The 13,458-nt window shown below is 59.0% G+C and carries 8 protein-coding genes; 3 read left to right on the top strand and 5 right to left on the bottom strand.

Translation table 11 applies throughout. The features are described 5' to 3' along the window. Window positions 1-183 precede the first annotated feature (183 nt). The 4 genes from mukB to cmoM form a co-directional block, all read right to left on the bottom strand. Complete coding sequence (mukB, locus tag AACR14_RS08650) at window positions 184-4,611, bottom strand: chromosome partition protein MukB (protein ID WP_019445859.1); 4,428 nt, start codon at window positions 4,609-4,611, stop codon at window positions 184-186. A 3-nt stretch (window positions 4,612-4,614) separates the two neighbouring features. Then, a complete protein-coding gene (gene mukE, locus AACR14_RS08645; protein WP_005336835.1) occupies window positions 4,615-5,334 on the bottom strand; it encodes a chromosome partition protein MukE in 720 nt (239 codons plus the stop codon). Then, complete coding sequence (gene mukF / locus AACR14_RS08640; RefSeq protein ID WP_026034988.1) at window positions 5,315-6,649, bottom strand: chromosome partition protein MukF; 1,335 nt, start codon at window positions 6,647-6,649, stop codon at window positions 5,315-5,317. The genes mukE and mukF overlap by 20 nt, the downstream gene beginning before the upstream one ends. A 100-nt stretch (window positions 6,650-6,749) precedes the next feature. After that, window positions 6,750-7,526 carry a tRNA uridine 5-oxyacetic acid(34) methyltransferase CmoM gene (cmoM, locus tag AACR14_RS08635; protein WP_026034987.1) on the bottom strand — a complete coding sequence of 259 codons (777 nt, stop codon included), beginning with the start codon at window positions 7,524-7,526 and terminating at the stop codon, window positions 6,750-6,752. Between the two features lie 101 nt (window positions 7,527-7,627). Between cmoM and elyC the strand changes: the two genes are divergently transcribed. The 3 genes from elyC to pfkA all read left to right on the top strand — a co-directional run bounded on the left by elyC (window position 7,628) and on the right by pfkA (window position 10,410). After that, the gene (gene elyC / locus AACR14_RS08630) at window positions 7,628-8,398 is read left to right on the top strand and encodes an envelope biogenesis factor ElyC (protein WP_019445856.1); all 771 of its coding nucleotides are present in this window, start codon (window positions 7,628-7,630) and stop codon (window positions 8,396-8,398) included. A 135-nt stretch (window positions 8,399-8,533) separates the two neighbouring features. Continuing rightward, on the top strand, window positions 8,534-9,289 hold the full coding sequence (gene tpiA / locus AACR14_RS08625) for a triose-phosphate isomerase (protein ID WP_005336839.1): 756 nt from the start codon (window positions 8,534-8,536) through the stop codon (window positions 9,287-9,289). Between the two features lie 149 nt (window positions 9,290-9,438). Further along, entirely contained in the window at window positions 9,439-10,410 is a 972-nt protein-coding gene (gene pfkA / locus AACR14_RS08620; protein WP_005336840.1) for a 6-phosphofructokinase, read from the top strand. 1,601 nt (window positions 10,411-12,011) lie between these two features. On the opposite strand, the gene AACR14_RS08615 is transcribed toward pfkA, so the two are convergent. Next, on the bottom strand, window positions 12,012-13,253 hold the full coding sequence (locus AACR14_RS08615; protein ID WP_019445855.1) for a dicarboxylate/amino acid:cation symporter: 1,242 nt from the start codon (window positions 13,251-13,253) through the stop codon (window positions 12,012-12,014). Between the last annotated feature and the right edge of the window lie 205 nt (window positions 13,254-13,458).

The raw sequence follows: 13,458 nt of genomic DNA, 5'->3' as shown, positions 1-13,458 counted from the left end.
CGCTTGCAGGCGGGAGCTCTCACCTTGCCATAGCTCCAAGGCACTCACTATGTTACTCGCCTTGTTGTCAGGCAGCAGCGACGGTGCGGCTACTTTGCCATATCTTCCATGTAAAAAGGGAGGCAAATGCCTCCCTTTCAACTAGTTACCAGTCATCCCGTGTCGGGATGGGCCAGAGACTTCTCAGGCAATCAGCTTGTCATCGCTAAAGCCGAAGCCACGCAGGCCGACCACATGCACATGCTCGTGCTTGCCTTGCACTTTACGGATGAGCTTGTAGGTGGTGCCCTTCTCGGGGCTGATGTTCTCCGGCGCCGCGATAAGCAGCTGCATATCCTGCCGCTCGCACAGCTCGAACAGGGTGGCGATGGATTTGCCATCCAGACGGGCCGCTTCGTCGAGGAACAGCAAGCGGCACGGGGCGATATCCTTGCCGCGCAGACGGCGGGACTCCTCCTCCCAGCTGATCAGCACCATCAGCAGGATGGCCTGACCGGTACCGATCGCCTCACCGGTGGAGAGCGCACCGCTCTCGGCCCTCAGCCAGCCATCGGCACCGCGCTGCACCTCGATCTCCAGCTCCAGATAGTTGCGATAGTCGAGCAGCACATCACCCATCACCTGATAGCTGCGATCCCCCTGCTCGATCTGCGGGTTCAGGCGCTGGAACAGCTTGGCCATCGCCTCGGAGAAGCTGAGCTCCTTGTCGGCGAACAGATCGTTGTGCATGGCGGTTTGATCGGCCAGCGCCGTCAGCAGACGGGTGTGGGCCTCGCGGATATTGACGTTGAGGCGCACCCCGCGCACCAGACCGAAGGCGATGTTCTGCAAGCCCTGGTTGAGCACCCGGATGCGGTTCTGCTCGCGGCGGATGATGTTGGTGATCTTGGCCGCCACCTCGTGAGAGGAGAGCGACAGATGGGTTTCCCGCTGCTTGAGCTCGTCTGCCAGACGCGCCAGCTCGATCTCCATCTCCTCGATCGCTTCCACCGGATCATCGGAGCGGATGATGTCGTTGCGGATGCGATCCTTGAGGTAACGGTAGACCTGCACGTAGAAGGCGACCTTCTGCTCGGTGCTACGGTTGCCCTCGGAGAGACGCAGCGCATCGCGCAGAGCCTCGTCGTGGGCCACCGCCACCCGCAGGGCGCCGAGGGCCTTGTCCGACATGGAGCGCAGCTCGTCGCTGTCGAGGTAGGCCAGCTCGCGTTTGTTGAGGCGCTTCTCGACATCGGTCTCCCGCGCCAGCCGCACCACCCGCGACCAGCTCGCCTTGTGGCCCACCAGAGATTTACGGGCGCTGTAGTAATCCTTGCCTTCGAGCTTGAGACGACCGCCGAGGGATTCGATCTCGCGCTTGGTGACCTGCAACTGGGCCTCGGCGCTGGTGCGACGGGAACGGGTGCGGATCAGCAGCTCTTCAATCTCTTTCTTGTGGGCTCGCGCCTTCTCTTCCATATCGTCAGACAACGTCAGCCCCATGGCCGCCAGCTCCTGCTCGAACTCGGTCAGGGTCTGGCGCTTGGCCTCGACGCTGGAGTTAAGCGCGGTACGCAGCTGCAACGCCTCGGTGTGGCGCTGGGCAATCTGCTTGTGCTGCTCGCCGGCGGTGCGGGCCGCCAGCTCGGCCGCTTTGAGCTTCTCTTTGAGCCGCTCGCTCATTTCGGAGGCCTTGCCCAGCAGATCTTGCGCATCCTGATAGGCAAAGTGCGGCAGACGGGCCACCAGCTGATCGAGGGCGTAGCAACGGCGTTTCTGCTCGGCCAGCAAGTCGCTCACCTCATCGTAAGCCGCCTGCAGCGCCGCAAGATCCTGCGGATCCTGACGCAGCACCTGCACCATGGTTTCCAGTTTTTCCAGCGACTTGCCGTGCTTGGCGATAAAGGCTTCGGCCTGTTTCAGGGCCTCAACGTCAGCGTGGGCCGCCTCGAGGCGGGCAGCCAGATCAGTCTCGGCAAACAGGTGGGCAAAGGGCAGCATCCCCTGCACCAGCTGGATATGGCGGGTCAGCTGGGCGGCGGCCGCTTTGGCCTCGGCCAGCTGCTTGTCGCACTCACCGATGGTCCCTTGCAGCGCGCGCAGTTCGGCCTGCTTGGCCTGCACTTCGGCTTCGGGGTCGGGGCGGAAGGCGATATCCAGATGCTGACCGATAAAGTCGCGGAAGTGACCGTAGAGACGGTGGTACTTCTGCTGCTCGAAGGCGGCCTTGGCGTAACCCTCGATGAGCCCTTCGCGCTCAAGGTCGAGCTGCTCTATCCGTTTTTCCCGCGCAGCGCGGCCAAACAGCGGCAGCTCGGGGTAGCGGGAGAAGCGCACTTGACGCTTGCTGGTGCGCACCAGCACGGCATCGCCCAGCTCGTCCGCTTCCACCAGATCCTCGTCAAAGGAGTCGGGGTTGCCCTGAATCAGGTAGATATCCTCCGGGCAATCTTCCAGCTTTTTCAGCCGCTCAATGGCGCCTTCGAGATCGAGCACCACCAGAGCGCTGCGAGCCGGGCCATAGAGCGCCGAGTAGTAAGGGGCATCGTCGATGGAGATGTCGTCATAGACATCGGAGAGCAGCACACCCCCCACCTGCTCGGCGATGCGGGCAAGACGCGGATCCGCCTCGCCAGCCCCCAGCTGCAGGTTGCGAATTTGCAGCTCCAGCGCCTGTTTCTGCGCCGCAATGCGGTTGCTCTCCTGCTCGAACTCGCGCTCCTTGTCGAGCACTGTCTGCATACCGGCCGAAAGCTCTTCGGCGGTGGCGAGCGGCAAACCGCTCTGCTCGCGCAGCTGCTCGAGCTTTTCAAAGGATTTGAGCCAGCGCGGCGCCAGCTTGGTGAGCTCCGCTATATCGCGACCCAGCTGGGTGCCCTGATGCTCGAGGCTGGCGCGGCGCTGGTTCACCTCCGCCTGCTGCTCGGAGAGCTCCTCCTGACGGGTGCGCTGAGCTTCGAGGAAGATCTCCAGCTCATCGCTGCTGGCAATCAGCTGGCCAGAGGCATGCTGCAGCTCGTCACGCAGCTTGAAGAGACTCTTCTGGCTTTCGCTCTCTTTCTCGAGGCGAGCCAGCGCGGCGCGCAGCCCCTGCCCCTGGGCAATGCGAGCCTTGTCTTCGATGTGACGCTTGAGCAGCGCCTGGGCGGTGGGCCAGGCGGCCTCGCGCACTGTTTCCGGAGCGATGCTGAGCAGCAGCGCCAGCGCCGCTTCGTGCTCGGCCACTGCCGCCTTGGCCAGCGCCAATTGCTGTTCTGCCCCCAGCACCCGGCTGGTGAGGCTCTGCTCGGCGGCGCGGAACTGGTGCAGGGTGTCGCTCGCCTGTTCGGCGGTCAGCCCCGGCAGCTCGCACTGCTCGCGGGCAGCCTCCAGCGCCTGCACCGCCTGACGGTACTGGATGGCGCGGGTCTGCTGGATATCGAGCGCCTGCTGGTAGTCGGCCAGCTGGGTCTTGAGGCTGTCGACTTCTGCCTGCGCCAGCTCCTTGCGCTCTTCCACCTCCAGCAGCTGGCCGTGGATCTCCTCCACTACTGCCTGCTGCTGTTCGAGTTTGTCAGAGAGATCCGCCAGATCGGCGCGATACATCTCGATCTTCTTCTGCAAGCTGACGGCGGCCATCACCTTGGCCAGATGCTCTGAGGCAGACTCCAGCTCGTCGGTCAGCAATTTTTCGCGGTTGGTGAGCTGCTCCACTTCATCAGCCAGATAGATGGCGCGCTGCTTCTCTTCGGCCAGAATGCGGCGCTTGTCGGCCAGCTCCTGGCGCGCCTTGAGGGCCAGCTCGGAGAGGCGGCTCTTCTCGGCGGCGTTGCGCACATAGTCCGCGGCCACATAGTGGGTGGTCTCGGTGATCAGGTTCTTGAACAGATCCCGCTGACCCTGGGTCTCCTTGATGGCCTCCAGCGTGCGGCGGTTTTCATAGATGGCCGCCTCCATGTCTGCAAACGCCTTGCGCACCCCGGAGTTCTCCGGCAGCAGGTATTCGCGCAGGGAACGGCTGATGGACGAGGAGATGCCGCCGTAGAGGGAGGCTTCGATCAGGCGATAGAACTTGCCGCGATCTTTTTGATCACGCAGCTTCTTCGGGGTGATGCCGAACTCGAACATGAAGTTGTGATAGTCGGTCACCGTATTGAATTTGGCGACTTTCAGCGCCCCCAGCTCGGCGGCCGCCCCTTTCAGATCGGTAAAGGCGCGTACCCGCCCCTTGCCGCCATCAAGCTTCTCCAGCAGCAGATCGGTCGGTGCCAGATTCTCCGGCACATCCACCAGCGCAAACGGGGTGATGTTGACCTTGTTGTCACGGTTGGCCACCTGTTCGAGGTGGACGCCGACCCAGATCCGCTGTTCGCGGCTGTTCATCACTTCCAGCAGAGAATAGCAGTGGCCGCGCTGCAGCTTGCCGTAGAGCCCCTTGTCACGGGAGGCGCTGCTCGACCCCGCTTCCGTGGTATTGCGGAAATGCAGCAGTGACTGGTCGGGGATGAGCGCCGCGATAAAGGCCGCCATGGTGGTGGACTTGCCCGCGCCGTTGCCGCCGGAAAGGGTGGTGACCAGCTGGTCGAGATCGAAGGTCCGGGCAAAGAAGCCGTTCCAGTTGACCATGGTCAGGGATTTGAACTTGCCTCGCACCGGTTATACCTCCAGATCCAGTTGTTCTTCATCGAGATCCGCCTCGATGTCATCAAAGAGCGAGTCGCTGCTCGGCATTTCGTCGTCGTGGAAGATGGCTTCACCCTCCTGGATCATCCGCAGCTGGACGGCGCGCGGATCTTCATCGGAGCGCACGTCGGCGGCGAAACGGAACACCGATTCGTTGACCCGGAATTTATCCCCGTTGCCAAGGGCGGTGATCATACCAAGGCGGCGCAGACGGCGCATGGAGGTACGGATCTTTTCGAGCAACTTCTTCTTGTCGAGATCGGTACCGCCGGAGCGGCTGTTGACCATCCGCAGCAGCTGCTTCTCGTCGGCGAGGCTCAGCACCTCTTCTTGCAGCTCGGCCATGGCGAATACCCCTTCCGAGGCGAGGCGATCCGGGCTCAGATAGAGGTAGCAGAGCACCTTGCCCACCAGCATATCGAGCTCGGAGAGCACTGTGGTGCCGATGTCGGAGCTCGGGCGCGGGCGCAGGTAAAAGAAGCCTTCCGGCGCCTTGATCAGCTCCACCTGATAGCGGCCGTAGAAGATCTCCAGCTCGCTGTGATATTCGACCAGCGCCGAATGCTGCTCGAACTCGTCGGCACTGATGTGGCGACCGGAGCGCAAGGCGGTGTCGATGCGCGGAAACAAGGGGTTGGCAATCGCCTCTGCAAGGCGCAGCGGCAAGGGAAACTCAGAATTGATCAATGACATAGGCCTGAACCTTGGATCCAGCTTGGTTAATGGGTTTCCATGCGGGTTGGCGATGCAGTTCGCGCTCGCCGCTGGCATGGCCCAGGCGCACGGCCTGGTCGATCAGAAGACGCGCCACATCGAAGTGGGCATGAGCCGGATAGTCCAGCAGATATTCCCGCAGCACATCGGCCAGATCCAGCTGCTGGCCCTGCTCGGGGTAGCGGGCCAGATAGCGCTCGATGCGCTCGGCCAGCTCCTGGTTGATATCCACCATCTCGACGTACTCCATCTCGAGGGGCACCTCACCGGTCACCTCCTCGTCGTGGATGGCGATGGTTTCGTCGCGCAGCTCCAGCAGACGGGGCTCTTCGGCCACCCGCAGCTGCCAGTTGTGCTGCTCGAAATTGCGGATGGACTCGCGCAGCCGTTGGCTGAAGGCGCGGTTCTTGTCCATATCGATGGCGTTGCGGATAAATTTGTGGACGTGTCTGTCGTAGCGGGACCAGAGCTCGATGCACTGCTGACCCCAGCTGGTGATGACGTCGAGCCGCCCTTGCAAGGCGTGGGTCAGCTCCTCGACGTGGAACAGATCGTCGCGCCCCTGCGCCGCCTCCTGAATGTTGAGCAGCCCCGCCTGCAAGCGGTGGCCGGCAGCGTCCAGGGTATCCTGCAGCTCGCGCAGGGTCTGCCCGGTCTCGTGCAGCAGCTTTTCGCAGCTGTGAATGGCATCGACCCAGTTCTGGGTCAGCAGGGCCGCGATTTCGCTTTTGACCTGATTCTGCTGCTCATCCATGGCGCGCTGGGTGAGATCGATGCGCCCCAGGGTCTCTTCCAGCGAGAAGGTGAGGCGCGGCAGCACCTCGGCATCCCACTGCTCGCGGGTGTTGGTCTCAAGCGCCGCCTTGCGGGCGGTGTCGAGCTCGGCAGCCAGGTGTTCGAGCAGAATGGAAAGCTTGATGGAGTCAACCTGACGCTGATCCATAAAGAAGTCGACGATGCTCACACCCAGGCGCGACAGGCGGTAGAGACTCTCCCCCGCCACCATGTCGGTGTTGAAACGCGACAGCAGCTGCTGGCGAATGAGATCGTTGATGGCGTTGTTGGCGCGACCGGTGAGGGTCTCGTCCATCTGGCCGAAGGCGCTGCTGACATAGCCAAAGGCATCGTGCAGCGCCGCTTCCGACAGGTCCGACTCATCTTCGGATAGCGTCTTGATTGCAATCAGAAAGGCCAGCCGGTCGGTCGGCAGGCTCAACGCCAACCCCTCCTGCCTGACCCACCCTACTAGCTCCGGCAAAGAACGCTCTGGCAGGGTACGGGATGTACTCATCATGATGTTGTCATCTCGTTGTTGTATTGGGCGCAAAATCGTGCGCGCGGCTACATCCGGTAGCATCGAAAACATGGTTCACATTGAAGTGAACCGCGAGCAATCAGCTGGCCGGCTTCTGGGCCATCACATGGATATAGCGACCGAGGGAGACAAAAGGCTCCTGACGGCAATATTGCTGCTCCATGGCCAACAGCTCGTCGAACTTCTCCACCTGATCCTGCTTGTGACGCATATAGTCGTGGATAACCCGCACCCCGGTCTTGCCGATGATGCGCAGCCCCCCGCGACCAATCCAGTCATAGACCTGCTCCGGCAGCTGGGGATTGGTGGGCGTAAGCGCTGTCTGGCGCTTCTTGCGAAGGCCAAGGCGCACATAGTCAAAATTGCCCACCACCAGGCTCTGGAACAGCAAACCATGACGGTTGTAGAAAAGCAGCGACAGTATGCCCCCGGCATTGACGAAAGGGAACAGACCCAGCAAGGTCTGGCGCGGCTCGGCGAGCCACTCCAGCACCGCATGGCAGAGCACCAGATCAAAGGTACCGGTCACGTGTTGCTTCAGATCCTGGATGGGGCAATGGATGAGACGGATTTTGTCTTCCAGCCCCTTCTCGGCGATCTGGCTGCGGGCCAGTTCCAGCATTTCTGCTGACAGATCGCACAGCTCCACCTGATGACCCATGGCCGCCAGCTTCTGGGCGAAATAGCCAAAACCGCCCCCAGCATCGAGGATGCGCAGCGGTCGGTTGCCAAGGCGGGCCAGGCAGGCTTCGATGTCGCTCCAGACAATGGTGGTGCGGATGCGCCCCTTGGTGGAGTCGTAAATGTTGCGGGCGAACTTGTCGGCGCGCCCGTCAAAACTCTGATCGTGCTTCAAGGAGAAACTCAACATTAGCGCCACAGGGTTGTGGCCATCCCAAAAAAGAGAGGTATTCTGTCACATCCCGAATTTGCTGAAAACTCAAGGAAGTGTCTGTCGTGTTTGTGATTAAAAAGTGGCTGGGTCAGCTGTTGATGCCGCTCCCCTTCTCCCTCTCCCTGCTGCTGGTCGCCCTGCTGCTGCTCTGGTTCACCCGTTTTCAGAAAACCGGCAAACTGCTGGCCACTCTCTCGCTGCTCATTGTGGCGCTGATGGGGATGCGGCCGATGAGCTATGAACTGGCCCGCGGGCTGGAGCAGACCTACCCGCCGTTCGAGGTGAGCCAGCATCCCAACATCGACGCCATCGTGGTGCTCGGCAACGGCCATGTCAGCGACCCGGCGGTGCCCGCGCGCTCTTGGCAAAACAATATTGCCCTGGCCCGCACCCTCGAAGGGGTTCGCCTTGCCCAGGCCTATCCCGACGCCGAGCTGGTTTTCTCCGGCTATGTGTCGGGTGATCCCCTCTCCAATGCCGAGGTCAATGCCCGGATGGCAGAGAGCCTTGGCATTCCCCGCTCGCGGATGACGTTGTTTGAAAACAACAAAGACACTCATGACGAAGCGGTCAGTATCAGCCGCCACCTCAAGGGAAAAGAGGTGGCGCTGGTCAGTTCGGCCACTCATTTGCCGCGCGCCATGGCCCTCTATCAGGGTCAGGGACTCAACGCCGTGCCGGCCCCCACCGACTACACCGCCAAGCAGAGTCAGGTTCCCCAGCCCCTCTACAGTTATTTACCCAAAGGGCGTTATTTGATGTATTCCGAAGCTGCCATCCACGAATGGATTGGGGTATGGTGGGCTCGCTTGCGGGGGCAGGTTAACGAATGAGCGATCAAGCGTTTCATTCCTGATTTGGATCAGGAAAGCGAAAAAAAATTACGTCATTTGCCGCCGGGTCAGCTATCTTGGGCTCGGTTCAATTCATATAATGTCGCGCAATCAAATGCCTAGGAGATATACAAGATGAGACAGCACCTGGTAATGGGTAACTGGAAACTGAACGGCACCAAAGCTTCTGTAGAAGCTCTGATCAAAGGACTGACCCCGGCTGCTGCCGCTCATCCTTCTGTGCAAGTCGCCGTCTGCCCGCCGGTTATCTTTTTGGGTCTGGTTGAGCAACTGACCGCTGGCAGCAAAATTGCCTACGGTGCCCAGAACGCTGACGTTCACGAGTCTGGTGCCTTCACCGGCGAAAACGCCCCCTCCATGCTGAAAGCCTTTGGTTGCACCTACTCTCTGGTCGGCCACAGCGAGCGTCGTACCCTGCACGCAGAGACTGACGACGTGGTTGCAGCCAAGTACGAAGCGATCCAGAAAGGCGGCCTGGTGCCGGTTCTGTGCATCGGTGAAACTCTGGAGCAGTTCGAAGCCGGCGTGACCAAGAACGTGGTTGAGACCCAGCTGAAAGCCGTTATCGACCGTTGCGGCATCGCCTCCTTCAACAACGCCGTTATCGCTTACGAGCCGGTATGGGCCATCGGTACTGGCAAGACTGCAACTCCGGAAATCGCTCAGTCCGTTCACGCTCACATCCGTCAGTACCTGGCCGGTTTTGATGCCGCAGTTGCTGCCAAAGTACAGATCCTGTACGGCGGTTCCGTCACTGGCGCCACTGCAGCCGACCTGTTCGGTCAGCCGGACATCGACGGTGGCCTGGTCGGTGGTGCGTCCCTGAAAGTGGACGACTTCTCCCAAATCATCGCTGGCGCAGCCAAGTAATCGCTGATTACGGCAAAGAGAGGGGCTCGTCCCCTCTCTTGTATCGCTTTTCCTATGGTGGCCCCCGCATCCCATATGAAAGCCGATATAGTAAAAGTGGCTTGTCTATTTAAACATTCGTATTTGACAACTCAGATCCAGAGGCACTCATGACCAAACAAATCAAACGTATTGGTGTTTTGACCAGTGGTGGCGACGCACCCGGTATGAACGCAGCCATTCGCGCCGTGGTTCGCGCCGGTTTGCATCATGGCCTGGAAGTTTACGGTATTTATGATGGCTACCTCGGTCTGCACCAGGATCGTATCGTCAAGCTGGAGCGTCACAGCGTCTCCGACGTGGTGAACCGTGGTGGTACTTTCCTCGGCTCCGCCCGTTTCCCTGCCTTCAAAGACCCCGCAGTGCGCGCCGAAGCAATCGAAAACCTGAAAAAGCACGGTATCGATGCGCTGGTCGTCATCGGTGGTGACGGCTCCTACATGGGGGCCAAGAAGCTGACTGAAGAGGGTTTCCCCTGCATCGGCCTGCCGGGCACCATCGACAACGACATCGCCGGTACCGACTTCACCATCGGCTTTGATACCGCTCTGAACGTGGTTGTTGACGCCATCGACCGCCTGCGCGACACCTGCAGCTCCCACCACCGTATCTCCGTGGTCGAGATCATGGGCCGCCACTGTGGCGATCTGGCCATGTCCGCCGCCGTTGCCGGTGGTGCCGAATATGTGATCGTGCCGGAAGTAGCCTTCGACAAAGAGAAGCTGCTCAAGCAGATCAAGGAAGGCGAAGCCAAGGGCAAGAAGCACGCCATCATCACCATCTGCGAGCACGTTACCGACGTGAACGCGCTGGCCAAGGACATCGAAGCCCTGACCGGTCGTGAAACCCGCGCCACCATCCTGGGTCATATCCAGCGTGGCGGTGCCCCGACTGCTCGTGACCGTATCATGTCCAGCCGTATGGGTGCTTACGCCGTTGAGCAGCTGCTGGCTGGTCACGGTGGTCGCTGCGTCGGTATCCAGCGCAACGAGCTGGTACACCACGACATCATCGACTGCATCGAGAACATGAAGCGTCCGTTCGATCAGGAGCTGTACAACCTCTCCACCACCCTGTTCTAAGCCAAGCGGCATTTAACCGGCTGTTGATGACAAAAACCCTCCATCGGAGGGTTTTTTAATATCTTGCAAAAACGGGTGCATCGGCACGCTGTGTGCCCCTCACCATATGGGTTGCCTGATCCCCAAGCCTTGCGCCATCTGACTGATCACCAGCCTTCCCCTCCTCACACCAACCGGCATCAGCCTACGCACAGAGTTCCGGTATCGTCGTGGATGTTTTATCACTGCGAACCGGCTTGCGTTGAACTGCGCCCTGTCGCCCCTGAAACCAGCTTGTTCAGCCTCCTAGTCATACGCCGCTTTTTATATCTCAATCTTGTAGAAGGGATTCAGATATCTTCCCCAACCATGCTCCGGCGCTGCGCTCGTATTGCACTCACATGACTCACGCAGATGCACACGCAAATCGCTACTCGCGCCCAGCCCAGCCCAGCCCAGCCAGAGAATACGCCTCTGGCCTAGTGCGCACCTCACTCTTGCTGCGGCCATGTCTATTCCGAGGCCAACGGGGAAATTGGCGGTGATAAAACAGCCAGCTGCTACTCTGTATTCCCCCGATGCACGACTCTCCTCCATATGAACCCAGTGTATTGCTGTAAAAATGCGGAGACTCTGGACTGATAAAGTGATGGTGTGACAAGGGTTGGCAACCAGACTCTCTCCATAGACTTCTTTTGGATGGGCTATCTACGTCAGGAATCGTCAAATCATTGCCTTGCGCACTTTTTATGGCCTCAATGACACTATTACGAGGGTGAAAACTTATAAAACGCCACTTGAGCTCCATACAAAACCCTTCACCAAACCAGCCAACAGCTCATCAACCAATTGAATTTAAATGAAATAACCATAAAAACAGAATCTTGAATGCCTGGCATGCCATAGCAGGTGATAAAATCAGCTCAATATGACAAAAATAGCCATCTCAACCAACCACACACATAAAGCAGCTATTTTATCAACTTACACCTTGTTTTACCCCCTTGTTATGGTATCTTGACTACATCAACCAACAACTTAGGGAGAGAAAAATGAAAGAGTTTGTCGTTACTGCCGTTTTCACGGTGTTTTTCACCCTGGTTGCTGTCTCTCTGCCCTCACTGTCACAGTTCTGAGCCGGATAGAGAGGCATCAATCCGGACAGACCCTCTTTGCCATGTCTGTTTAATCGCCACCAACTGGCGCTTTTCAGTAATAATGCCGAGATGGTCAACATAGATATGATTTCATCACGTTGACGCTGTTTCTTTCGCCACAAGGGTGTAACCAAGATGGTTTAACCTATGGCCTGATGGAGTAGAACCAGCAGCAGATCATATCCGAGGGGAGCAAGGCTCCCCTTTTTGTTACCGTCGTTTGACAATCCCCTACCCCGGCATCTACAACAGGCCGGTTGACGCCATACGGCCCATGCCCACGACTGATGTTTTCCCCTCCTGTACTCTCCATTCAACACAGCTACATCCGTTAGCAATCTCTTGAGCACACCTTTGCTCTGATACTTGTCCGGCAGATATAAAAAAGCCCCCGCCATCATGGCAGGGGCTCGCGTTACTCAGTGTCAGCTTAAGGCTGTTATATCTCAGCCCAGCTCAAAGCAGTTATGCCTTGTTCCAACGCTCTGGGTCATATTCCGGGCTGAAGCGGTCAACAATGACAGCACAGGCCGCATCGCCGGTGATATTGAGGGAGGTGCGGATCATGTCGAACAGACGGTCCAGCGCGAACAGCAGCGGCAACCCTTCGATGGGGATCCCGGCCGCCAGCAGCACGGCAACCACCAGGAAGCTTGGGCCCGGCACACCGGCCTGACCGATCGCCCCCAGAGTGGAGGTCACAATGATGGCCGCCCAGGCACCGACGCTCAGATCGATGTTGTAAACCTGCGCGAAGAAGATGGCGACCAGACCGTAATAGATGGCGTTGCCGCTCATGTTGATGGTGGCCCCCAGCGGCAGCACGAAGGAAGCGGTCGCGTTGGTCACCTTCAGGTCATGCTCGCAGGTCTCCATATTGACCGGCAGGGTCGCCATGGAAGAGGCGGTGGAGAAGGCCACGATCTGCGGCTTCTTCATTGCAGAGAGGTACTTCATCACCGGCGTGTTGGAGAACATCATCACCAGCAGCGGATAGACCACGAAGCCGAAGATGAGGATGGCAGCCACATAGACCACGAACAGCTTGAGTACCAGGGTCAGCACATCGAAGCCATAGGTACCGATGGCTTCCGCCATCAGACCGAACACCCCGAGCGGCGCGATGATCATCACCTTGTTGATCATCCAGACGAAGGCATCCACCAGGGTATTGAGCCCATCGACCAACGGCTTGGCCCGCTCGCGCGGTTGTTTGGCCAGCGCAATGCCGAGGAACATGCAGAATACCAGGATCTGCAGGATGTTAGCCTCGTTGAGGGAGTTGAAGACGTTGGTGGGGATCATGCCAAGCAAGGTGGCGACTGCATCCGGCAACGCCCCTTTATCGGCATAGTCACCGCCAAACATGGAGGCGACGGAAGCGAAATCGACCCCGACACCCGGTTTGAAGATCTGCCCCATCACCAGCGCCAGCAACACGGCCAACGCTGAGGTCACGAGGAAGAAGGCCAGCGTAGCCGCACCGATCTTGCCCGCAGCCGGGCTGGCGCCCAGATTGGCAGCGCCGGAGAGGATGGCAACCGCCACCAGCGGGATCACCAGCATCTTGATCAGCTGGATAAACAGGGTACCGAGCGGTGCAAACACGGTGGCTTGTGCACCCATGAACGCGCCGACCACTGCGCCCAGTACCATGGCGACCACAACCTGGAAGCCGATGTTTTTAATGAGTCCTTTAGTTAACACAATATGTTCCTTTATGTAGCAAAATTCACACTTTTCCCAGTGCAATTAACCAAACAGGGGAATGAGCGGCTGCCCATTCCCCTGTTTGCGCGTGTTATCTCACATTTAATTGCTGTTTTAAATCAGCAAATCATTAACCTTGGCTATTAATAAGTTTGCGAAAAAGTGAAGATTCAAAGCGGTCTCGGCTATTTTTACCTCATCC

It is taken from the genome of Aeromonas sp. 159, assembly GCF_963862045.1.
GTDB lineage: Bacteria > Pseudomonadota > Gammaproteobacteria > Enterobacterales > Aeromonadaceae > Aeromonas > Aeromonas veronii.
Note: the sequence above shows the minus strand (reverse complement) of the source record. Positions and strands in the feature narration are given on the sequence as shown.

Coding starts and splice junctions, on each gene's coding strand:
- pfkA (WP_005336840.1), top strand. CDS start 9,439: ATGACCAAACAAATCAAACGTATTGGTGTTTTGACCAGTGGTGGCGAC.
- mukF (WP_026034988.1), bottom strand. CDS start 6,649: ATGATGAGTACATCCCGTACCCTGCCAGAGCGTTCTTTGCCGGAGCTA.
- mukE (WP_005336835.1), bottom strand. CDS start 5,334: ATGTCATTGATCAATTCTGAGTTTCCCTTGCCGCTGCGCCTTGCAGAG.
- tpiA (WP_005336839.1), top strand. CDS start 8,534: ATGAGACAGCACCTGGTAATGGGTAACTGGAAACTGAACGGCACCAAA.